The sequence below is a fragment of the Thiocapsa imhoffii genome (assembly GCF_016583985.1).
Classification (GTDB): Bacteria; Pseudomonadota; Gammaproteobacteria; order Chromatiales; family Chromatiaceae; genus Thiocapsa; species Thiocapsa imhoffii.
This window is the reverse complement of sequence record NZ_NRSD01000007.1, coordinates 155,290-178,312: the sequence shown is the minus strand read 5'-3', so window position 1 is coordinate 178,312 and position 23,023 is coordinate 155,290. Positions and strand designations below refer to the sequence as shown.

Here is a 23,023-nt window from a genome sequence, read left to right as displayed (position 1 = left end):
TCCTGTCCTCCCGGCCCCGTCACCGTCAACTGCACACTGTAGGTCCCAGGCGCCTGATAGGTGTGCTCCGGATTCACCGCACCACTGCTCCCACCATCCCCAAAACTCCACTGCCGCGTACTGATCGCCCCACTCGAACCATCCGTAAACCGTACCCGCAACGGCGCCGTCCCACTACTCACATCCACACTGAAACCCGCTACCGGCGGTGGCACGGGCTCCAGGACACGGATCTGCGTCGTCTGAGAATCACTCCCGCCCGGGCCACGAACCTCGAGCACCGCGGTGTATTGACCCGGTTGTTGATAGGTGTGTTGGGGGGAGGGCTGATCACTCGTTGCCCCATCTCCAAACCGCCAGAACCATGAATCGATGTCACCTTCGCTGCGGTCCGAGAAGATGACTCGCAGTGGTGCCTCGCCTTCATTCACGCTGGTCTGAAACAAAGCCTTTGGTGGATCGATGACCGGATCACCACCCGCACCCGGAACAACCCCATTTACCTCTTCGGAAAACCCGCTGTTAAGGGAACCGGCATAGGCCTGCAGCGCGAAGAAATATCGCGTTCCCGGGCTCAGATTCGTGACGGTGGCATTGGTTTGCACACCGACGTCGCGCACCTCCTGGTAAGAACGCGAAGACGTGCCATAGAAGACACGATACCCAGAAGCTCCTTCGACGCCGTTCCACGTGAGGGTCGCAGTCCCGGCAACGCTGGAGCTGACCACCCCGAACATCGCCAACAAGGCCACGCCCAGCATGATCGTCATCAATCGGACTCGTTGATTTTTCAGGGTCAATCGATCGGCGAACATGTGGACACCTATTGGGTCAAAGGAGCCGGATAAAGAGAAATCTGTCTGGCGGACTCTTCAGGGTTGTGAATGTCTCAACCATTGATGCGCGTCTCGTCGCTCGAGTTGGTTCCGTCGCATCGAATGGCGGCTGCACCCGGGCTGACGTCCTCACGACCGACTGTCGTACTCAGGTCAGCGGCCCATGATTGCTCGCCTTCACAGGCGTTCGAGTGAGGCCCAAGCCTGGAGCTCAAGTGAGGCACCAAGGAATCAGCCCGGTACATAAGCGACTTTTGCGCCATGATCCTTGGTGCGGGCCGGGCTGGACGGATCCCCTCTGCTGAACCGGCCGTACTGGCAATTTCGTCTCTGATTGGCGACGTTTTTTTCAATGCCGTAACCTAACCCTCTGCTTGAATTGTTTATTGGCTGTCTTCAATCAACGACAGAATCCATGAATCGATCTCACAATGCCTTCGCACAATACGTCCGGCAGTCAGTGCAATGACGTGACCTACATGGCGCATCCGTCTAAAGACGTCATTCGCTTCGGTAGTTGTACGGAATGTAGGTGGGCTGCTCGCAGGGAACCGTGAACAGCTTCCCAGTTCGGTCAGGCAGTCAGACGCAGCCGCTTGACTTGGCGAACTGTTTCTCAAAACAGCTCACCCTAAGCCGACCAGCTGTCACTTCAGATGTGGATTGCCATGCGTGAGGAAGAGGGAGAAAGCAGGACGATTCCAAGCCACGGCGGCCTGCAGCATCGGATGCAGGGCGATGTCGTGAACAGACCATCCGGATGGATCCAACCCTGGCAGGCTGGAGGCGCGAAAGAGGTTGCCTCGATGCGACAACATCTCCATCGAGAGCTGCTGGAGCGGGAGACACAAGCCGGTTCCATAGGCCTTGAGCAGCGCCTCCTTACGGGTCCAGAGCCGTAGGAAAGCCGCACTCTGCTCCGCGGAGGCGAGACCCATGAGGACTCGACGTTCGTCCTGCGAGCACTGAGTCGCGGCCAAGGACAGGACATCGGGCATCGTCTTCTTGACCTCGATATCGACCCCCAGAGCCCCATCTCGCGCAAGACCAATGAAGAGGTGCTGCTCGCTGTGGGAAACATTGAAGGAGGGACCAGCGGCGAGGAACGGCTTGCCAGCGGGGCTGTATTTCAGAGGGAGCTGCGCGGGATGACAACCAGCGATGTCGGATAACAACCCACGCAGCGCGGCGCGCCCAAGAATGAAGCGCCGTCGATGGAGGTCATGACGGAAGCGGTTGGCTCGCTCGACTTCGTCCGCGACGAGATCATCAAGGAGCCTGTCGCAGTCATCGCGGCTTGGCTGATCCATGTCGAGATGATAGAGGTCAACAATCCCAGGTTCGGGATCGCGTGCCATCCAAAACATGCTCTTAAGATTCTCTGTCTCGGCCCGCGCAAGCTCAGTGCCTCGTCAGGGTCCAGCCATCGACACCACGAGGTCGAGCAAATCAGTGCGGTGCAGTCTAGGCCATCGCTTCGGAACGGTGGTGTGACGTTGCTTCGATCTGTTCAAGCCAGCGCAGCAGATTTGTCGCCAGCGCGTGACGGTCCTCGGCCAACGCAAAGGTGTGCGTGGCCGCGGGGAAGTAAAGCAGCTCCACGCTCCCTTTCAGCCCAAGCCCTGGATACACATCGTAAAGTTGATTGCGATAATTGTAGAGTTCGGCCCAACCGCCCGTGAAGGCAAAACAGAGCGCAACGCCATCATCGCGCACCTCCCTCAAACAATCCTCGATCTCATCTCGGTTCTGTAACCCGATGTTGTAGAGCTCGGGCTCTTCGACGACCTGAACCGGATCGCGCGCCCCCCCGAGCAGGGTGAGGACGGGATCGAATGCCACACGAATCATGCGATGGCGCAGCGTAACCAAGCGAGTCCAGAAATCCGAAGACCCTAACCGATTGGCTATTTTGACAAGACGCCATTTCAAGGTCCGAAACACGGTGGGATCGATCATGGCCAGACCCACGACGCGCCGCGCCTCGACACGTGCGGCCCGCAGACCGTTATCCGCGCCGGAGCAGAGCCCAACGATGACAAACTGGCGCGCACCCACCAACGACTCCAACGCGTCGAGGGTCTCGGTCACGTCCTGCAGAACACCCTGTTTCAACGGCAGGGTATCCTGGCGGTTTGGACTATCACCGACACCAGCAAAGTCGAAGCGGAAGGTCCCGAAGCCCTGGTGCGCGAATTGTCGGGCCAGGAAGGCGTTGAGGTTATTAGGACCACTCTTGCGCACGACCCCGGCGTTCAAGACCACAACACACGGTGAGTCCGCGCGCAAATGCTCGGGGCTGTAGGTGAAGACACCCGTCAAGGGGGTACTGCGGCCATAGTTCAGGACACGCTCGCGAACGGTCCGGGAGGCTCCGGTTGAGCGCGGTGGGTGCTCTAGATCGAAGTCGTGAGCCATGTCTTGATTACTCTCGTCGCCTGAGCCGGGATTGGCGCCACACCGACTTCGCTATCCGCCTTCCAAGGAAGCGCATCCTCGACAATCTCGGATCTGCATGGCAAGGCACTTGACGCGAGCCAGGCTCCTAGTTGCTCAAACTCAGGGTTGTGCGGGGAGGCAATCAGGTCAACACGGCATTGAACACCCTGGATCGCGGCGGGAAGACTCAGCAGTTTGATCTGTTCGAAGTTCGCCTCCGCGATCACCAGCCCACCAACATCACAATAGCCCGTCCGCCATGGCGTCGCCGACTCCATCAACTCCGCATGATAGGCACAGCCGTCCATCACGGGTTCCCAGGCAATCACACTCACCACGTCGGAGCGTGCGCGCGCCACTTCCAGGGCAAAGAGGGCGCCGAGACGGATGCCGACCAAATGGACGGAGGTCACTCCACTCAACACCTTGAGTTCATTGATCGCGTAATCGATGTCGGCGGGATGACCGGAGAGCAACATCTCGTCGGAGTCCCCAGCCGAATCACCGGTTGCTCGATAGTCAAACCGCAAGGAATGGATCCGCTCACGCGCCAGGCTATCACCGAGCAATCGAAACGCCCACTGGGTCGCAATGGCTTCATGTGGAAGTGGGTTGCAGAACACCACCCCACGCCCCGCATGCCCCTCCGCAACGGCAGGATGATAGACCCCATAGAGCTCGTGTCCCGAGGCGCCGAAGAAGAGCGGCAGCGTCATGCCGCCTGCTCCAGCGCTGGAGCCTTCTTGGGTGCACGGGCCGCGACGCGTCGCAGTGATTGGAAAAAGAGCAGCCGTGGCTCGACCCGCCACCCGAGACGGGCCTCCATCCGCTGGATCACCCGGATGGCTTGCAGCGACGTGCCTCCAAGTTCAGCAAAACTATCATGCGCGCCAATCCGCTGAACCCCCAAGATTTCCGACCAAATCTCGGCCAAGACGCGCTCAGGACCTGGACTGGGCAATTCAAAGCCGGCGGCATGATGATCGGCAAAGGGGTCATCCAAGAGCTCGGCGATCAAGACTCCATCCACGCGTCGCGGCATGACGCCGACATCCACGATGGCGATGGGTGACGGCAACTCGACCAATGTCTCGTGCAACACGGCACGCAACTCCGTCGTCGTCCGTTCCGCGCCAAGGTCCTGTTGCACCCAGATCAGCCATCGTGCCTTCCCGGTCTGCGCACGTCGACGCTCGACATGATAGTCGCGGATGCCAGGTAACTCGGACAAGGCGGTCTCGATCCGTGCGAGACGGTCGGACTCCTTGAGTGGCTCCAGCCAGTCGCTGAGACGGATGCGCTGCTCCTCGATCCAACGCCCACGCGCATTCAAGTTCTCCCACTCCCCGATCGCACCGGGCGCGAGCGACCACACGACCAGGGCGCCATCGATCCCCGGGGGGCAATCACGATCCAGGCGGTCACGAACCCGAACCACCAAGCCCGGCACAGGCTCCAGCACCAGTGCATCGCCCGCCGGCGCGAGGCTACCGGCAAGCACCGGGGTGCGGGTCGATTCCCGCTCCAGCACCGGCAGAACAGACTGAAACGACTGGGCCAATCGATGCAGGACCGGCATGCTCGCCTGGGCTGGATAGGTGACCAGTGTCGTCTCGCCCAGTCGCGCGGATTCCAGGTCAAGCACACATAAGGCGGTGGCCATTGGGACCGAGGTGAGCAAGACACGCGGGCGCTCCCTGCACACCTCCTGATACAGATCCCGTTCATCACCGAGCGCCACATCCGGCGCTCGGATGAGCCGGGCACCAACCGGTCGCGCGGCCTGCTCCCAGTGTGGGCACTCGGTGATGCGTTCAGCATCCGCGAACAGGATGACATCGTCGTCCTTGAGCGACAGTCTCTTGATCAAGGCCGTGATCGCGTCCAGTACCGAGATTACCTGACCACTCCGGTCCGCGTCTTGTCCGTGTGGCCAGGCATCGGACTGATCGAGCGAGATCCGCGTCACAGGCTCTTGCGGACGCGCTAGCCCTTGTTCCAGAAGGTGTAGAAAACGGCGCACCAGCCTCGCGATCGACTCCTCCTCGAAAAGATCGGCCCGATAATCGATCCCCGCGGTTAGGGTGTCGTTCGCCTCGTCGATCCAGAAGCTCAGATCACCGTGAATCGCATTGGAGTTGCGAGACGGTCCCGGGAGCACCTCCAGAGGCCCCCACGCGCGGGGCTGTTGCTCCGCGCTGCGATAGATGTAATTGAGTTGGAACAGACTGCTCTGGCCAAGGTCGACATCCAACGCCTCGATCACAGCCTCCACAGCACAGTGTTGATAGGCCAAGGCATCGAGGGTGCGCTCCTTCACCATCCCGACCAGGGCGGTAAAGGACAGATCCTCATTGACCTGAAACGGGAGGAAGATGTGATTGGTAAAGGTTCCAATCATGCGCTCGAGTCGCGCATCGTTGCGTTCCTGCACGGCGGCGGTGATGACGACGGTCTCGCGATCGGCATAGCGCGAGAGCAGCAGCACATAGGCGGAGAGCAGCAGCATGAAGGGCGTAACGCCCGACGTCTTGCAGAAGGTGGAGACCGCCGCGGCAAGCGCGGCGGGGAAGGTAAAATGGAACCGTGCGCCCAGGGGTGTGGCCGAGCGTTCTGGCACGCGGTCGACCGGCAATGGGAGTGGCGCCAGGCTGGTCCCGGCCAACTGATCTTTCCAGTAGCGCAGGGCCGCCAGCATGGCCGGAGCCTGATGGCGCTCGCGCTGCCACCAGGCATAATCCTCGAAACGGATGGGGATCTCGGGTAGGGTTACGGAGGTTCCCGCGACGCTGTTCTGATAGAGGGTGCCCAGTTCCTCGATCAAAATCTCGAAACTTGGAGCATCCCAGATGATGGAGTGCGTCACGATGTAAAGGAGCGCGCGCTGTGCATCGAGTTCGAGCAGATAGGCGCGGACCAGCGTCTCCGCGGCCAGGTCGAATGGCACCCTAGCGAGTGCCTCCATGCGCACCTGGGCCACGGCCTCGACATGCTCCGGCGATTCATCCGACAGATCGATCCGCTCGAGCGTGAGGACACCGCATTCGGCGGTATCAAGCCGCACCGCACCCTCATCACCCGGCACAAAACGCGCGCGCATCAAACCATGACGATCGCACAGTGCCCGCAGTGCCTGTTCGAGGGCGCTCACATGACGCGGACCGCGCAGCCACCAGGCCTCGCTCAGCGCATAGTGAAGGGTTTCGGGATGGAGTTGACTGACCGTCCAAATCCGCTCCTGGCTCAACGAGACCGACCCGGCCGCCGCGGGGAGCGGAGCCTGTGGCAGAGCGAGGGATGATTCCGCATCTGCGATCTCGCGCAAAGCGGCCAGGATGTCCGCCTTATGGGCACGAATGCTCGCCGCCATCTCCTCGGTCATCACACCGGCGGGGGCGTTGACAACGAGTCGTTCGCCCTCGGCCCTGAGCCTGACCCCCTGTTCCAGAAGCGAGCTCAGAATCCCCGCGACACTCAAAAGGCCATCTCCTCTCGGTCGATGCCGTCACCTTCATCCGACGACGCATCACGCAATGCAAGCAAGGTCGCCACATGCCCCGCAAGCGATTCGAGGCGAGCATTCTCGAATAAGCGGCGCAGGGGAAGTTGGATGCCCAACTCATCGCGCAGCCTCGCCACCACCCGTGTCGCCAGGATCGAGTGCCCACCCAGCGCAAAGAAATCGTCGCCGACGCCCACCTCATCGACACCCAGGACCCCCTTCCAGATCGACGCGACCGCCCGCTCGGCCTCGGTGCGCGGTGCCACGATGGTCCGCCGCTCCGACAGCGTCGGCGCCGGCAAGGCCTGACGATCCGCCTTGCGATTCGGTGTCAAGGGGATGTGCTCAAGTCGCATCAGATGTTGCGGCAGCATGTAAGCGGGCAGCCGCGCGCCAAGTGCCTCACGCAAGGGCCCGAGCGGAATCTCCTCCTCTGCATCGGAGACATAGTAGGCGACCAAACGCGTGTCCCCGGGAGCGGGTTCATACACGCGCGCCACGGCCTCGCGCACGCCGGGATACGCCAACAACGCCGATTCGAGCTCACCGAGTTCGATGCGAAAGCCTCGGACCTTGACCTGCGTGTCCGAGCGACCGAGATAGTCCATGACACCATCCCGACGCCAGCGCGCGAGGTCGCCCGTTCGGTACAGCCGCTCGCCGGCACGGAAAGGCGACGCGACAAAACGTTCCTGCGTCAGCTCCGGTCGCTCGTGATAACCGGCCGCGACCCCCTGCCCCCCGATGTAGAGTTCGCCCGCGACCCCCACCGGAGCTATCCGCATGGCGTCGTTCAGGACATACAGCTGAGTGTTATGGATGGGGGTACCGATCGGCGTCATGGGCTCCGCGACCGTCACCGCATGCACCGCGGACCAGATCGTGGTCTCGGTGGGTCCGTACATGTTGAAGACCCGACTGGCGCGCTCGATCAGCCGCTGCGCCAACTCGCCTGGCAGGGCCTCGCCACCACACAAGGCCACGAAGGGGCGGCTGGGGTTCCAGTCCGACTCGATCAGCATCCGCCAGGTCGCAGGGGTTGCCTGCATCATGGTCGCACCCGACGTCTCCAGGAGTTCACACAGGGCTTGACCGTCACGGGTCTGCTCCTGGCTCGCAATCTGTGTGCAGGCGCCGGTCGTCAGCGGAAGGAACAGCTCCAACACCGAAATATCGAACGAGAGCGTGGTGACGGCAACGAGGAGATCGCCCGCCGCGATTCCGGGGCGGATCGCCATCGATCTCAGAAAGTTGACGACGTTGCGATGCAGCACCCGCACGCCCTTCGGCTTGCCGGTGGAGCCAGAGGTGTAGATCAGATAGGCCAGATCGTCGGGCAAGGAGCAGGACTGCATGACCGGCTCGGTGCCAGCGGAGTCCTGATCCAGTGCGTCGAGTCGCACGATTGCCACGTCGGTTAGCGCCAAGTCCTCCGCCACGGCCCGGCTCGAGATCACGTGTGCGAGGCGCGCGTCGAGGACCATGTCACGCAGCCGTTCCCGCGGAAAATCGGGATCGAGCGGGACATAAGCCGCCCCGAGCCGCCAGACCGCCAAGGCCGCAATAACCAAATCGAGATCCCGCTCGAGCGCGATCCCGACCAATGCGCCACGACCCACGCCCTGGGATCGCAGGACGCCCGCAAGGTGTGCAACACGTTCGTCCAAGCCCTGATAGCTGAGGCGCTCGGATAACCCGATCAGGGCGACAGCATCCGGCGTCCGTTCAGACTGAGCGGCAATCAATGCGTCCGTCCCCAGGTCGATGGCAAACTCGCCATCGGTCTGATTCCAGGTCTCCAGTAGGCGTTCGCGCCAGTCGTCCGGCACCAGCGGCAAGCGTCCGATGCATTCCTGGGAGTCGCTGACGACCCCTCGGAGCAGGCACTCGAACTCACGCAACCGGTCCTGGATGCTGACTTCATCGAAGAGATCCGCGTTGTATTGGCATTCGAGTCGAATCCCTTCCGGCACCTTGGTCAGGTTCAGGAACCATTCGAAATTCTCGAACTGGCGCGGGTTATTGAAGACCCGCACCACTAACCCGGTGAACCCCTGGGTGACGATGCCAGTTGGATCCAAGTTGAATTGAACGGGCACCAGTGGGATGCGACTGGGATCGCGTGGAATGGGCAGCGCCTGCAGCAGGCTGCCGAAGGTGTAGAGCTGATGCTCGACCGCATCCAGCACCTTGGCACGGACGACGCCCACCAGGGCCTCGAAGCTCATGGTGGGATCGACGGCGACGCGGATCGGTAACAGATTCACGCAATGACCGATCAATCCCTGCAGTCCCGAGGCATTCTGGCCGGCCGCGGGCATGCCGGTCACCAGGTCGGTCGCGCCGGTGATGCGATGCAAATAGGCCATCCAGGCCGCGAAGAGGGTCACCACCAGGCTCGCGCGACAGCGGCGTGCCGCGTGATTCAAGTCCGCGGTCAAGGCCTCATCGAAGAGATGATCGACGCGCCCGGCGCGGAAGGTCCGAAAGGCCGGTCGTGGTTTGTCGAGTGGCAGTTCGAAGGCCGGCAAGGTCCCGGAGAACTGCTCGATCCAGTAATCCGCATCCGCTTTCGGATCCTGCTGATCAAGGAAGGCCACATAATCAGAGAAGCGCGGCGGGCTTGGCAACGGTGTGTTGTTGATTCCGCACAACTCATCGTAAAGCACGCCGAGTTCACCGATCGCCACGGCACTGGACCAGCCATCGAACACGATGTGGTGGGCCGTCACGACCAAGACGTGGTGACCGGGTTCGAGACGCACCAGGTCGAATCGGAACAGTGGGCCATGCTCCAGATCGAACGGCTTGATGACGGCCTGTGCGCAAAATGCACGCAATGCGTCATCGGGGTCCGCCGACGCGGATAGATCGTGGCGAGTCACGGCGGGTCTAACCACTTCGAGGAGACACAGCAGATCACCGTCCGGGGTGAAGGTGGTCCGCATCGCCTCGTGGCGATGGACTAAGCGCTCGATCGCCAGCGCCAGGGCATCTAGGTCCAACTCGCCGCGCAGATGGATCGACACCGACTCGTTGAAGGCGCAGGAGGCATCCTCGCCAAGCTGTGTCGCCGCCCAGATCTCTTTCTGGGCTTCGGTGACCTTCAAGGTCTTCGCCAATGCCCCATCCGCAAAGGGGTCATAGTCGACCGGTGTGGCCTTCATAACAGGTACTCGATTCGAAAATTGAGTGTGGGGCTTCCCTGCCGCCCGACTCACGAAATTTGCACGTAGGCTCCTGGCCGATCGGGATCAGGCGCATACCAAGCCGGGTTGCCCCGGGGGTCCTTCCCGAGGCGTGCACCGGGAACCGGCGGGGCCAGAGACATGGTCGGGGACCCCGCATTCGCCCCGGACTGGCTGCGTGCCGAACGGGCATGCAACATCCCGTCGGCGATCATCCGCTCGACACTGAGGCGAAAACGCTCCACCAACTGATCGATCTCATCCGGCGTATGCGATGCCGTCAAGTAGGTCGGGAAACCCTCCAACGCGAAGACACCATAATGCCGCAGGTAATACCACAACAGCGAGCCCAAGTCGCTCTTGTCGCGGTTGCGCAGATACATGACGGAACTGAAGTGAGGAATCTCAAACGGCAGTTCATGATTCGCAAAGAGTGCATTGATCCGACTCGCGAACCCTTCCGTCATGGTGTTGACGCGTCGCTGTAGTTGCGGGCCTTCGCGCTTGAGAATGCTCAGTGTCGCATGACAGCCGGCAATCGCAAATGGTTGGCGGACGAAGGTCCCGGCGAAAAAGGTCACCCCCGCATCAGGCTTGGAGTCGTCACCATATGCCCAGGTCCCGCCATCGAAGGTATCCATGACCGCACGCCGGCCGGCAACGATGCCGAGCGGCATGTTCCCGCCGGCAACCTTACCGTAGGTCGCAAGATCGGCGCGCACGCCGAAATGGGCTTGGGCACCACCTGGATGGCACCGGAACCCAGTGACTACCTCATCGAAGATCAGCAGGGCCCCGTGCTGCTCCGTGATGGCACGCAGTCGATGTAAAAAGTCGCGCGGCTGCAGTTCGGGGCGGCGGCTTTGCACCGGTTCGACCATCACGGCGGCGACCTGATCGGCGATGTCTTCGATGATCTTCAGCGCGCTGTCGTGACCGTATTCCAGAACAATGACATTGCCAACGCTGCCAGGAGGAATCCCAGGCGCGCTCGGGAGCGTCTTCAAATGCCCCGCACTGGTCACGCCGCGCACCAGCACTTCGTCGAAATTGCCATGGTAATCGCCGCGAAACAGGACGATCTTATCGCGTTGTGTGTAGGTTCGGGCGCACCGTATCGCGGCTTGCACCGCCTCGGAACCCGTGCACATGAAACTGGCGCGATCCATCCCCGTGAGTTCGCACACCAGTTCCGCCGCCTCGCCCGCAAGGCGTTGCTGCGGGCCGATCTCAAAACCAAGCGACAGCTCACGGCGAATCGCGTCGACGACCTCAGGATGGGCATGGCCAAGAAAATTGGGCCCGAAGCCATTCAAGAGATCGATATATTCGTTGCCGTCTAGATCCCATAGACGCGCGCCGGACGAGCGCTCACAGACGATCGGGTAGACGATCTCTTTCCAGACTCGGCTGAAACCGGCCGCCGTACGGGGATCGGCATGATGGCCGCGAAAGCGGGCGATGTGCGCCTTGGAAGCGCCAGTGCGAGCGACATGCTCGGCCATGAAGGTCTGTAAGGCGGTACGGCGCCGCGCATCGAGATCGTCCCAACTGCCCACGCTCACCGGGCGGTCATCATCCGAACGCAGTGGGAGTTTGCCGGGAGTCTGACTCGCCGGATCGATCTGAGGAGCCGCAATCCGCGGTTGGGATGCATCTGGGTCCGGCTGCCGGGGCGCCACGAACGCCGCTGGCTCCGTCGTCTGGGTGCTCTGGGGCAGCGGCGGCGCACTCACGGTTAAGCTGCCCGATAACATCTCGAGTTGACGCCCCATCAGGCGTAACTGCTCGGCGATAACGGCACCGAGCGCGGAATCCGTCTGGATGGACGATGACCGGAGACTCTCGCTGGTCGCCGCCGCCAGCGCGTTTGCAGCGGGAGCGACCCCACCGCCAGGCGTGCCCTCCCGCGCGGCGGTCGGGTTGGTGGCGCCCTGCGGCTGTGGCGCATCCGCGGGCGTGGCACTGGCGGGCGACACGGACGGCGCAACCCGCTCGGCAAGGAATCGCGCGAGGGCCTCGGGCGAATCCAACTCGGCGCTGAGTTGACGGAAGGACAGCGGCACCGAGAATTCCCGCTTGAGCGCGGCGCTGGCTTGCGTCATGAACAGTGAATCAAAACCGAGCGTCACAAAGGATTGTCGTGGATCGATGTCTTGCAGCGACAAACCCGACACATCCTCGAACAGCGCAACCACGCGCGCGAGGATCTGCGCGTAGTGAGGATCGGTAGCATGCTTCTCTTGAGGACTTGTCATCTCGCACGACTCGACTGCTGCTGGGTGAATCACATCCGCTGACGTCCCTGCGGCGGCTTGCGGCATGCGCTCGTCCGGGGCGATGGGCACCGCCGGCGCGACCGGAGCCATTGGAACAGGATCGACCCAGTGCCGTTGTCGCTCGAACGGATAGGTCGGCAAACTGACACGCGCGCGTCGCTCATCCCCGAACATCTGTGACCACGGAATGTCAACGCCGTCGACCCACAATTGGGCGAGCGCGGACATCAGCGACTCTTGTTCAGTGAGATCGCGCGCGGCGAGTGCCGCGACGAACAGATGCTCGTCCTCGCTTTGACGCTTCGCCAAGGCCGTGAGGGTCGCGCCGGGGCCGAGCTCAATCATCGCACAGCGCCCCATGGCACAGAGTGTCCGCATGGCCTCGGCGAAACGGACCGGGACTCGTAAGTGTCGTTGCCAATAGTGGTGCGAGGTCGCCTCGGCATCGGTCAGTACGGCACCCGTCGCGGTGGAGACAATGGGGATTTGCGGGGCCCGAAGCACGATGTCAGCGAGGGCATCGGCGAAGGACTCCGCCGCCGGATCCATCATCGCGGAGTGAAAGGCATGCGAGGTGCGTAAGCGGGTGCCACGTAGACCACGGTCGGCGAGCGCTTGCTCCGCCGCGGCGATCTGCTCGAGCCGTCCCGAGAGCACTGTCAGATCAGGGGCGTTGACGGCGGCGATCGTGAGTTGATGCGCCTCTGCCAAGCGGCTCGCGGCGTCTTCGTCCAAATGCACCGCGAGCATCCCCCCCGCTGGCATTGCCTGCATCAAGCGTGCACGCTCAATGATCAGGTGCATGCCGTCCTCGAGGCTCATGACGCCAGCCAGGGTCGCAGCGACGAACTCGCCAACGCTATGTCCGACCATAACATCCGGTCGCACCCCGAATGCCATCAGCGCCTGTCCCAAGGCGTAACCCATAGCAAACAGGGCCGGCTGAGTGTAGCGGGTCTGCTCCAAGGCGTGCTGGATCGACTCATCGGACGACGGCGCGACCGTGAGCGTGCGCAAATCCAGATCGAGTCGCGCGTCGGCGATCTGGAGACACGCATCCATCGCGTCGCGGAATGCCGCGTTCTGGTGATAGAGGTCGGCTCCCATGCCGAGACGTTGCGCACCCTGCCCAGGAAAGGCGAAGACGAGACGATCGATCCCAGCCGTGGCCTGCCCACGCACCAAGCGCGGCCCCCGGCCGCGCCGCAGCGTCTCGGTCATGTCGCCGAGATCGCGCGCCACCACCGCGAGACGATGGGCTAAAACCTGTCGTCCGACCGCCAGCGAGTAGGTCACATCGCCTAGATTCAGATCCGGCTCCTCGGCCAATCGGTCGGCCAGCGCCTGCGCCAACTGGGTGGGTCCCTCGGCATGGCGAGCGCTCACCAGCGCTACTGGAACCGCCGTGTGGGGGTCACTCGGCTCTTGACGTGGAGCCTGCTCGATGATGACGTGCGCATTGGTTCCGCCCACGCCAAAGGAGCTGACAGCGCCCCGCCGCGGCCACTGACCAGGCTCCCAGGCTTCCGTGCATTGATTCACGCGAAACCGCGTCTGCTCGAGATGCAGGGCGGGATTCGGCTCATGGAAGTGCAAGGTCGCGGGAATGCGCCCTTGTTCCACGCAGAACGCGAGTTTAATGAGACCCGCCACACCGGCCGCGTGGGTCAGGTGTCCGACATTGCTCTTCAGCGCCCCGAGCACACAGCTCCCGGCACCCGCTTGCGCGGATGGGGCGTACACCTGATGCAGTGCCGCAACTTCGATCGGATCGCCCAGCGGCGTTGCCGTGCCATGGGTCTCGATATAGGTGATGCTCTCGGGTGCAAGATCCGCGGCAGCGAGGGCACTGGCGATGACGTCCGCCTGCCCGGCCACGCTTGGCGCCGTGAAGCTCATCTTTTCGCCGCCATCATTGTTGATGGCGGCGCCGCGGATGACCGCATAGATGTGATCGCGGTCCGCGAGCGCATCCTCCAGGCGCTTGAGCAGCAGTAAGGCCGCTCCTTCGTTGAAGGTTGTGCCACTGCTGGCCGCATCGAAGGTGCGGGTATGCCCGTCGCGCGAGAGCATGCCGCCGTCCTGGTACAGATAGCCTTGACGTTGTGGCAGGGTGATCGAGGCCCCACCAGCCAGAGCCATCTCACACTCGTAGTTCAGGAGACTCTTGACCGCTTCGGACACCGCGACCAAGCTGGTCGAGCAGGCTGTGAACAGACTGACGCTCGGCCCCGTGAGGTTCAACTTATAGGAAATCCGTGTGGCCGGAAAATCCGCCTCGTTCGCCAGGGCCGCATTGAACGCACCGTAGCGGCGCAGCAACTCCGGTTGCGTTGCGAGATTCAGCGTTTCGTAGCGGTTCCAGTTCGTCCCGGCATAGACCGCGATCTTATCGGTCCGCGTGGGGGAGCCATAGCCCGCGTCCTCGAGCGCCGCCCAAGCGAGTTCGAGCAGTACCCGCTGCTGTGGATCGAGCATGCGCGCCTCGGCCGGTGGAATACCGAATAAGGTCGCATCGAAACACTCGATGCCCTCCAAGATCCCCTTCGCCCGGATATAGAGCGGATCACCTGCCTCCTCGGCGACGGCTGGATCGAGTTCATCCTGCTCGAAAAAGGTGATGGACTCACGTCCTTGAAGCAAATTCCGCCAGAAGGCGCGCGCATCACCGGCACCTGGAAAACGACCAGACAGACCGATGATCGCAATGGCATCAGCCGGCACGGCATTGGGGTCATATTCAGACATGGATCACTGACGCCTGATCGCTAACGTGTACCGCGCCGACGTTCCCGCGCCTGCCGGGCACGCGCGGCACGGTCCTGAGCCGCATCGAGCGGACGGGACGCGTCCGCTCCGGACAGATAGGCCGCCAGACGCTCGATCGTCGGAAACTCAAACAACTTGATCACAGGAATGGGGCGATCGAGTTCGCGACTCAACCGAGCCGCGACCTGCAGCGTCCCCAGCGAGGTCCCGCCAACCTGAAAAAAACTATCCGTGTGCGAAAAGCCTTGCCCTGGCGGTAACACGAGACGCCAGAGGGCCTCGATCAGTTCGGGCACGCTCGCCCAGTTCAGCGACGCCTCGAGAATGGATCCCGTTCCCTCCACCTGATCGCTTGGATCCGTGTCGAATGGGTTGGGCAAACGTGATTCGTCGAGTTTGCCATTCTGATTGAGAGGGATATAGGCCAGGCGCACGATCTGAGATGGCACCATGGCGGCCGGCAGCTTCCGCGACAGCCAGTCACCAAGGTCTGTGAGATCGACGCCATCGGTCAGATAATAGGCGACCAAGTGCTTCTCACCGTGGCCGTCGTGCTTGAGGCGGACTTTTGCATCCGTCACCTGAGGATGGGAGAGGAGCACATTCTCGATCTCGCCTAACTCAATACGATGACCGCGAATCTTGACCTGGGTGTCATTGCGTCCGAGGTAATCCAAGCAACCGTCCCCGAGGTCACGCACCAGATCACCGGTTTTATACATCCGCAGCCCGGGCATTTCGATAAAGGGATCGGGCAAGAAACGCTCGGCGGTCAGTTCGGGTTTATTCAGATAACCGAGCGCCACCCCGTAGCCGCCGACGTAGAGTTCGCCGACCTGGCCGGCCGCAACCGGCGCACCCTGCTCATCGAGCACATAGGCGGTGCTGCCCGTGATCGGGCGGCCGATTGGAATCGACGCCCACTCCTGTGGCAGTGGATTCGGGATCTGGTAGCACGTACTGATATGGTTCTCGGTTGGGCCGTAGCCATTGATCAGTTGCAACTCGGGCAAGGCCCGTTGCGCCAGCCGAACATGGGGCGCGGAGAGTGCCTCGCCGCCGATCAAAATGGTGTGCAGCCCCTGCAAGACGCTCGGATCAAGGCTGACGATGCTGTTGAATAGGGACGTGGTCAGCCAGGTCGTGGTGACGCCATGATCACGCACCACGGCTCGCAACAACTCAAGGTCAGGCACCCCATGCGTGGGAAAGAGAACCGAGGTTCCACCGTGCACGAGCGCGCCGAAGATCTCGAGGATCGAGACGTCGAAGGTCAACGCGCTCAGTTGCAGGAAGACACGATCAGCGCCGAAATCATAGTAGTCCGCGCCCCACAGAAGGCGGACCAGACTGCGGTGCGGGAGCACGACGCCTTTGGGCGCGCCCGTCGAGCCCGAGGTATACATGATGCAGGCAGCGCGCTCTGGATCGTCCTCGGGGACCTTGAGCGGGCTTTGCTCGTGCATCTTGACCGCATCCGCCGCCGCGGCTGACTCGATCAGCGCTCGCGTCTCCAGCCCCGCAACGGCTCGCTCGGCCAGCACCAGGCGGGGCTCGGCATCACTAAGCATGTAGCGAATTCGATCGATTGGAAACCGTGGGTCGATCGGGAGATAGGCCGCGCCGAGCCGCATCGCCGCGAGATAGGCCGCGATGGTTTCGAGTTGCCGATCGGCGATCACGGCAACGATGTCCCCGGGTAAGACGCCCTCCCCCGCGAACCGCGCGGACGCTGCCTCCACGGCCTGGCGGAGCGCACGATAGGTCCAGCTTCGAGACGCCCCAGGGACGGCATGGACGAGGGCTATATGGTCCGCGGAGCGATCGACGGCGCTGTCAAAGAGGCTGTAGATCGTCTTCGCCGGGGGTGCTGTACAGTTGACGTGTCGTGCGTCCATACCGTTTGCGTTTATCCACAGGGCATTTGGCAAGGTGTCACGATCTCGATGGGTCTTAGACGGCTCGCCGAGGACAGCCGGAAGAAAGATGAAGTTGTGGCTCAAACGGCCTACGACAAGGTCGCGACACGGACACAACCGACCGCAACATCCTATAGCATCCTGTGCCTGACCCCTCGCGGTCAAGTGGGAAGTCAGCCGATTCGACTGATCGCGTACAGCATTGTCGTCCGGGTTGCGCGCGGCTCATGCTCCTCGCATGCCGGGGCCCGCCCGCGCGCAGCAGGCGAACGACTTGATACGGCCTTCCCCAGCCGCGCATACTCACCGAGCGAGGTGATGACCCCATGAGCGGAGGCTGTAGACCATGAATGCACGCATGACGATCGCCCTCGGGCAGTTGAACCTCGTTTGGGGTGATCCAGCCGCGAACCTCGCGCAGGTGCGGTCCTGGACCGCCGAGGCGGCTGAACAGGGCGCTGACCTGATTGTCTTCCCGGAACTCTGGTCAACCGGCTATGACCTGGCCCGCGCCGAGGATCATGCCACGGCGATCGATGCCGGCATCTTCAAAGCAACCGCATCACTCGCACGCGCCCACGGGATCGCCATCCTCGGCTCCTGCCTTGCCCGCTTGGAGCCTGGACGGATCGCCAACACCGCCGTCTATGTTGACGCCACCGGCCAGACGCGCGCCGCCTATAGCAAGACCCACTTATTTGGTCTGATGCAGGAGGATCGCTATCTCACCGCGGGCGAACGTCTCGAACTTGTCGACACGGGCTGGGGACTCTTTGGATTAGCGATCTGTTACGATTTGCGCTTTCCGGAATTGTTCCGCTCTTATGCCCTCGCCGGCGCCTGCGCCGTGGTGATCCCGGCTGAATGGCCAGAACCGCGTTGCGCGCACTGGCGCACACTCCTTCAGGCCCGAGCCATCGAAAACCAGATGTTCGTGATCGCCTGCAATCGTGCGGGAAGCGATGCAAACAACCGCTTTTGCGGGCAATCCTGCATCATCGACCCCATGGGAGACATGCTCGTCGAGGCCGACGATCAGCCCCAGCTGCTCATCGCTGAACTCGACCTGTCGCTCATCGCTCAGACGCGCGCCCGGATCCCGGTCTTCGACGATCGCAGACCCGAACTCTATTCTGGATCGAATTCAGGGTCTTGATCCACGGTCAGGATTCGTGACGGACCGCGGTGCGTCGTCCGGCGAGCACACGCCGGTCTTGGAGGCTGTCGATCCGGAGTCGTCAGAACCCCGGCGGCGCCTTCTCCCAGGGGTAGCCTTCTGCCGCCATGTCGTAGCCGGTCTGGTAGAGGGCTCGCATGAACTCGGTATCGAACTCCTCCCGATGCGGAACATTGAAGCTCGCAGGCACATAAGCCAGGTTGAAGTCCACGCCGTCGCGGTCGCTCGTGAGATAGATTCGGTACAGATCGCCGATGCCCTGGGTGTGGATGAGCGATGAGATCGCCCGGCCGGCGATGCTCATGGTCCGTCGCTCGACTTGAGCCCATTCCGGGTCGAGACGCGCATTGCGAATGATATAGGCCCGCCGCTCGCGCTGAGTCCCGAGCTTGCGGGAGAGCGCTTCGATGTCGAGTGACGGCGGATAGACGAAGACCTGCGACATGGTGCCGCCGTCGACATGCATCTCCTGGTAGGCCTGCCCGTTGGCCTCGACATCGATCATGACGGGCGGGAAGGCGCCGGGGATGGAGGCGGAGGCGATCATGAGTGATCGGAACAGGTCGAGCGCATTCGGATCCTTGCTTGCGGCGATCTTGGTCAGGTTCCAGAGCACCGTCTGACGTGCATCCAGGTCCACGGTGGCGACGAACAGCAAACGCCCTTTGTCGTATTCGCGGGCAATGGCGTCCAGCAACGACTGATCGACCTCCCTGCTGACCAATTTCCAGAGTGGGGCATTGTCCGCCAGGGCGTCGCTCGTCACTGCCGCCAACAAGGAACGTGGCCTGGCGATGTCCGTGGGACCGGTGGTCGTGTAGAAGCGTTTGAGCTGCTCGTCGTAGGCCGGGCCGAGAAAGGCAAAGGGCGCAATGAGGGCACCGGTGCTGACGCCGGTGACCAGTTTGAATTCCGGCCGATCGCCCGCCGCGGTCCAGCCGTTGAGCAGCCCGGCGCCGAAGGCGCCGTTGTCGCCGCCACCCGAGACGGCCAGGAAGGTTGCGGGGGGCAAGCCGCCGCGTTGGCCGGTTGAGGCAAGGAATGCCTGCTCGCGCCGCACCGAGGCGATGCCCTCGCGCTGGAGCGCCTCGGTGTCGATGCCGACACGGTAACGCACCTCGGCCATGCCGGGGATGACGGCTTGGTCGGTGAACGCGGCCGGAACGGCCTCCTTGCGCACCGGTCCTGCACAGCCTTGGGCGAGCAGAACGGCTGTCATCGCGATCAAGCATGCGATGTGCTTCAAGGTCATCTTGTTTTGCCTCCGAGGCTGGCGGATAGGGCTCATGGGGTTGAGCACGCGGGGGCATCGTAACCCCACCGCAAGACCAAGTCACATGATGTCCTCTCAGCGGACGAATCTGCGGTTCCCGGTCGCACCCGCTTGCCGGCCGGGTTCGATCGAGCCGTCCCTCACCGACTGGCGCAGGGCGGTCGCTGCGGCGGCTGGGCGCTCGATGTCGGCGATGCAGGCAAGTTAGGTCAAGCAGGGTTGCCGATCCAGCACGCGACCTACGGACGCGACTACAAAATAATTTTTCGGCCGATAACAAAAAACGGCGAGCCGGTTTCCCAGCTCACCGCTTGATTGTTTTGGTCGGGGCGAGAGGATTTGAACCTCCGACCACCTGAACCCCATTCAGGTGCGCTACCAGGCTGCGCTACGCCCCGGAAAGACTCATCATGTTAGGCCGAAGCAACGCTGTCGTCAACGACGAAGGAGCTGGAGAACCTCTTCAAGTTCCGCCCGCATCTGCCGGAGGATCTGATGGGCTTGGCTCTGATCCTGTTTGGCCCCTTCCCCACTCAGTTGCAATCTGGCACCACCGATGGTGAACCCCTGGTCGTAGAGGAGACTGCGAATCTGCCGGACCAAGAGCACGTCATGTCGTTGATAATAGCGACGATTGCCCCGTCTCTTGACCGGCTTGAGCTGCGGGAACTCCTGTTCCCAGTAACGCAACACATGAGGCTTGACCCCGCAGAGTTCACTCACTTCGCCGATGGTGAAATAACGCTTCCCTGGAATCGGCGGCAGATCACCCGGGCCGTTATCCTCGCTGTTATCGATCGGTTCCAGCATAAGCTTCAACCCGTTGTTTGAGTTTCTGCCCGGGACGGAACGTGACGACACGGCGGGCAGTGATCGGAATCTCCTCGCCCGTTTTGGGATTCCGGCCGGGACGCTCTTTCTTTTCCCGCAGATCGAAGTTGCCGAAGCCGGACAATTTCACTTGCTCGCCCCGCTCCAACGCCGCACGGATCTCCTCAAAAAACATCTCGACGATGTCTTTTGCCTCACGCTTGTTTAGGCCAAGTTCATCGAACAGATGCTCGGCCATGTCGGCCTTGGTCAATGCCATAGAGTCATTTCCTCAATGTCGCGCCAAAATCCACGGCGAGTCGGTCTAGGATCCGCCCCACCGTCTCATCAATGACACTGTCGGTCAGTGTCTGAGAACGAGCCTGTAAAATCAATCCAAGTGCGAGACTTTTTTGTCCCGATTCAATGTTTTGGCCGGTGTAGACGTCAAACAGTACCAGATCGCGCAGTAATTCAGTCTCAACGGCACGAATGCTGGATGCAATGGCCTCGTAGCTGACCGCTTCGTCGACCGTGATGGCGATGTCGCGACGAATACTCGGAAAGCGCGAGATGGGTGAAAACTTCGGCAGGACGCCGAGACTCATGGCGTCGAGATCCAACTCGAACAGATAGGCGTTCCCAATAAGATCGAGCGACGCCGCCAGGCTTGGATGCAACATTCCGAGCCACCCAACAGGCTCTCCCGCGCACTCGATGCGAGCAGCCTGCCCCGGGTGCAATGCCGGATGGGCATCCGGGTGGACACTGAAACGCTCTGGCGCCCCCGTGAGCACCAGCAGTGCCTCGACATCCGCCTTGAGATCGTAGAAGTCAGCGGCACGCCGCGGCAATCCCCACTGCTCGGGATCAGGCGGTCCAACGATGAGTCCGCCCAGCCCCGGAGTCTGAGTCAATCCTTCCGCGCCGAGCCGGAAGCGCAAACCTGACTCGAAGATCCGCACCCGCTCCAGCTGCCGTGCTTGATTGTAACGCGCCGTCTGCAGCAGTCCTGGCCAGAGACTGGTTCGCATGACGGAGAGTTCGGCACTCAGCGGATTGGCCAACCGCAAGACCTCCTGTTCCGGATCGACACGCTCCTGCAAGTCAGGACTGATGAAACTGTAGGTAATGACCTCCTGGAAGCCACGCGAGACCAGCGCCAACCGCGCCCGATCCAAGTCAAAATGGGCTTCCGCAGCGACACGGGTCACGGAGACCGAGCGATTGCGCGCGACCGGAATGCGCTCGTAACCATGAATACGTCCCAGATCGGCGATCAGGTCAACCTCCTCAACCAGATCGAAGCGGGAACTGGGCGCGGTAACGAGCCAACCCTCCTGATGCGGCGACACCATCATTCCTAGACGCTGCAGGATCTCGGTGACCCTGTCGTCGGGCATCACCACTCCAAGGATCTGCGCGATCCGCGCCCGGCGCAACAACTGCTGTCTACGCCGAGGCATATCCGCCTCCGTCTCCACCATCACGACGGGTCCGGGTTCGCCCCCAACGATCGTGAACAACAGGTGGGTGGCACGTTCGATCGCGCGCTCTTGCAGCAGCGGGTCGACACCCCGCTCGAAGCGGTGCGAGGAATCCGTGTGCAGTCCATAGGAGCGTGCCTGCCCACTGATCGCCTGCGGGCTGAAGAAGGCGCTCTCGAGCAACACATCCCGCGTCGCGTCGCCAACACCGGTCTCCGCTCCCCCCATGATGCCAGCCAGGGCCACCGGCCGGTGTCGATCGGCGATCACCAGGGTGTCGTCACGCAAGGTCAGGGTCTCGCCATTGAGCAGCCGCAAGGACTCTCCCGCCACCGCCTGTCGCACCTGGATCTCGCCGTCCAGCGTCGCGAGATCGAATCCATGCATGGGTTGACCCAGCTCGAGCATCACATAGTTCGTCACATCGACGACCGGGCTGATCGGACGCAGGCCACTGCGGCGCAGACGCTCGGTGATCCACCAGGGCGTGACGGCCGAGGAATCGATGTTGCGAATGATCCGGCAGGCATACCGCGGACAGGCCGCCGGCGCGAGCACGCGCACCGGGATTTGCGTCTCCCGCAGCGGCACCACCGGGTGGATGGCCGATGGCATCAAGGTCATGCCGTTGATGGCAGCAACCTCACGGGCAAGGCCACTGACACTCAAGCAATCGCCACGATCAGGGGTCAGGTCGACTTCAAGACACTGATCGTCGAGCGCCATCCAGGCCCGGATGTCCTCGCCGACAGGCGCGTCCGCCGGCAATGCCAGGATCCCGTCCGAGGACTCCGCGAGTCCGAGTTCCTTCGCCGAACAGATCATCCCGTGGGAGGCAACGCCGCGCAGCTTGGCGCGTTTGATCTTGAAGTCGCCCGGCAACACGGCACCGATGGTCGCAACCGGCACCTTCATGCCCGCGGCCACATTCGCGGCGCCGCAGATGATCTGCAGTGGTTCATCCTCACCGAGATCCACGCGACAGATCCGCAGCTTCGCGGCATCGGGATGCGCCTCGACGGACGTGACCCAGCCGATCCGCACCCCATCAAAAGCAGGCGCCGCGGGCTCGACGGCATCGACTTCGAGGCCAGCCATGCTCAGTTGATCGGCCAATTGCCGAGTGTCGACCGGGGGGCTCACCCACTCCCGTAACCACGCCTCACTGAATCGCATTTGCTGCTGCCCTATACGCTGATACGCTGTTGTCGTTCCGTTGCAGGATCAACGGATCCAGATTCGTCCCATCGCCTGCCGGCCGCACACCGCGGCGTGGCCAGACCGTCATTCGATACCTCGGCAACGCGCGCCACGCACCCGGGGCAACCGGCGCCGCATCCGTGC

General features: G+C 62.3%; 14 protein-coding genes and 1 tRNA gene. 2 read left to right on the top strand and 13 right to left on the bottom strand.

Annotation, left to right across the window (positions count from 1 at the left end):
* The 6 genes from CKO25_RS09300 to CKO25_RS09275 form a co-directional block, all read right to left on the bottom strand.
* Positions 1–770, bottom strand: a 770-nt coding sequence (locus CKO25_RS09300; RefSeq protein ID WP_200387652.1) for a PKD domain-containing protein, incomplete at its 3' end; no start/stop codon positions are given.
* 713 nt (positions 771–1,483) lie between these two features.
* On the bottom strand, positions 1,484–2,194 hold the full coding sequence (locus CKO25_RS09295) for a 4'-phosphopantetheinyl transferase family protein (protein ID WP_200387651.1): 711 nt from the start codon (positions 2,192–2,194) through the stop codon (positions 1,484–1,486).
* Between the two features lie 106 nt (positions 2,195–2,300).
* Positions 2,301–3,254, bottom strand: a complete 954-nt coding sequence (locus CKO25_RS09290) for an alpha/beta fold hydrolase (RefSeq protein ID WP_200387650.1) — start codon at positions 3,252–3,254, stop codon at positions 2,301–2,303.
* Entirely contained in the window at positions 3,233–3,991 is a 759-nt protein-coding gene (locus tag CKO25_RS09285; RefSeq protein ID WP_200387649.1) for an alpha/beta hydrolase family protein, read from the bottom strand. The genes CKO25_RS09290 and CKO25_RS09285 overlap by 22 nt, the downstream gene beginning before the upstream one ends.
* On the bottom strand, positions 3,988–6,753 hold the full coding sequence (locus tag CKO25_RS09280; RefSeq protein ID WP_200387648.1) for a condensation domain-containing protein: 2,766 nt from the start codon (positions 6,751–6,753) through the stop codon (positions 3,988–3,990). Before CKO25_RS09280 ends, CKO25_RS09285 begins: the two co-directional genes overlap by 4 nt.
* Positions 6,750–9,944: a non-ribosomal peptide synthetase gene (locus CKO25_RS09275; RefSeq protein WP_242467524.1), complete on the bottom strand. Its 3,195-nt coding sequence runs from the start codon at positions 9,942–9,944 to the stop codon at positions 6,750–6,752. Before CKO25_RS09275 ends, CKO25_RS09280 begins: the two co-directional genes overlap by 4 nt.
* On the opposite strand from CKO25_RS09275, the gene CKO25_RS21935 reads away from it, so the two are divergent.
* The gene (locus CKO25_RS21935) at positions 9,906–10,013 is read left to right on the top strand and encodes a YSIRK-type signal peptide-containing protein (RefSeq protein ID WP_371829710.1); all 108 of its coding nucleotides are present in this window, start codon (positions 9,906–9,908) and stop codon (positions 10,011–10,013) included. The genes CKO25_RS09275 and CKO25_RS21935 overlap by 39 nt on opposite strands.
* On the opposite strand, the gene CKO25_RS09265 is transcribed toward CKO25_RS21935, so the two are convergent.
* Positions 9,995–14,992, bottom strand: a complete 4,998-nt coding sequence (locus CKO25_RS09265) for a type I polyketide synthase (RefSeq protein WP_200387645.1) — start codon at positions 14,990–14,992, stop codon at positions 9,995–9,997. The genes CKO25_RS21935 and CKO25_RS09265 overlap by 19 nt on opposite strands.
* A 20-nt stretch (positions 14,993–15,012) precedes the next feature.
* Positions 15,013–16,911 carry a non-ribosomal peptide synthetase gene (locus tag CKO25_RS09260; RefSeq protein ID WP_200387644.1) on the bottom strand — a complete coding sequence of 633 codons (1,899 nt, stop codon included), beginning with the start codon at positions 16,909–16,911 and terminating at the stop codon, positions 15,013–15,015.
* Positions 16,912–17,278: 367 nt separating this feature from the next.
* On the opposite strand from CKO25_RS09260, the gene CKO25_RS09255 reads away from it, so the two are divergent.
* Complete coding sequence (locus tag CKO25_RS09255) at positions 17,279–18,088, top strand: carbon-nitrogen family hydrolase (RefSeq protein WP_200387643.1); 810 nt, start codon at positions 17,279–17,281, stop codon at positions 18,086–18,088.
* Positions 18,089–18,170: 82 nt separating this feature from the next.
* Here CKO25_RS09255 and CKO25_RS09250 read toward each other — a convergent pair whose 3' ends face one another.
* The 5 genes from CKO25_RS09250 to pheT all read right to left on the bottom strand — a co-directional run bounded on the left by CKO25_RS09250 (position 18,171) and on the right by pheT (position 22,855).
* A complete protein-coding gene (locus tag CKO25_RS09250; RefSeq protein ID WP_200387642.1) occupies positions 18,171–19,361 on the bottom strand; it encodes a patatin-like phospholipase family protein in 1,191 nt (396 codons plus the stop codon).
* 342 nt (positions 19,362–19,703) lie between these two features.
* Positions 19,704–19,780, bottom strand: a tRNA-Pro gene (locus CKO25_RS09245).
* Between the two features lie 37 nt (positions 19,781–19,817).
* Positions 19,818–20,192, bottom strand: a complete 375-nt coding sequence (locus CKO25_RS09240) for a MerR family transcriptional regulator (protein ID WP_200387641.1) — start codon at positions 20,190–20,192, stop codon at positions 19,818–19,820.
* Positions 20,173–20,472, bottom strand: coding sequence for an integration host factor subunit alpha (gene ihfA, locus CKO25_RS09235; RefSeq protein WP_007194180.1), 300 nt, complete (start codon positions 20,470–20,472; stop codon positions 20,173–20,175). Before ihfA ends, CKO25_RS09240 begins: the two co-directional genes overlap by 20 nt.
* 4 nt (positions 20,473–20,476) lie before the next feature.
* Positions 20,477–22,855, bottom strand: coding sequence for a phenylalanine--tRNA ligase subunit beta (gene pheT, locus CKO25_RS09230; protein WP_200387640.1), 2,379 nt, complete (start codon positions 22,853–22,855; stop codon positions 20,477–20,479).
* Between the last annotated feature and the right edge of the window lie 168 nt (positions 22,856–23,023).

Coding starts and splice junctions, on each gene's coding strand:
- CKO25_RS09295 (WP_200387651.1), bottom strand. CDS start 2,194: ATGGCACGCGATCCCGAACCTGGGATTGTTGACCTCTATCATCTCGAC.
- CKO25_RS09290 (WP_200387650.1), bottom strand. CDS start 3,254: ATGGCTCACGACTTCGATCTAGAGCACCCACCGCGCTCAACCGGAGCC.
- CKO25_RS09285 (WP_200387649.1), bottom strand. CDS start 3,991: ATGACGCTGCCGCTCTTCTTCGGCGCCTCGGGACACGAGCTCTATGGG.
- CKO25_RS09275 (WP_242467524.1), bottom strand. CDS start 9,944: ATGAAGGCCACACCGGTCGACTATGACCCCTTTGCGGATGGGGCATTG.
- CKO25_RS09265 (WP_200387645.1), bottom strand. CDS start 14,992: ATGTCTGAATATGACCCCAATGCCGTGCCGGCTGATGCCATTGCGATC.
- CKO25_RS09260 (WP_200387644.1), bottom strand. CDS start 16,911: ATGGACGCACGACACGTCAACTGTACAGCACCCCCGGCGAAGACGATC.
- CKO25_RS09255 (WP_200387643.1), top strand. CDS start 17,279: ATGAATGCACGCATGACGATCGCCCTCGGGCAGTTGAACCTCGTTTGG.
- CKO25_RS09250 (WP_200387642.1), bottom strand. CDS start 19,361: ATGACCTTGAAGCACATCGCATGCTTGATCGCGATGACAGCCGTTCTG.
- CKO25_RS09240 (WP_200387641.1), bottom strand. CDS start 20,192: ATGCTGGAACCGATCGATAACAGCGAGGATAACGGCCCGGGTGATCTG.
- ihfA (WP_007194180.1), bottom strand. CDS start 20,472: ATGGCATTGACCAAGGCCGACATGGCCGAGCATCTGTTCGATGAACTT.
- pheT (WP_200387640.1), bottom strand. CDS start 22,855: ATGCGATTCAGTGAGGCGTGGTTACGGGAGTGGGTGAGCCCCCCGGTC.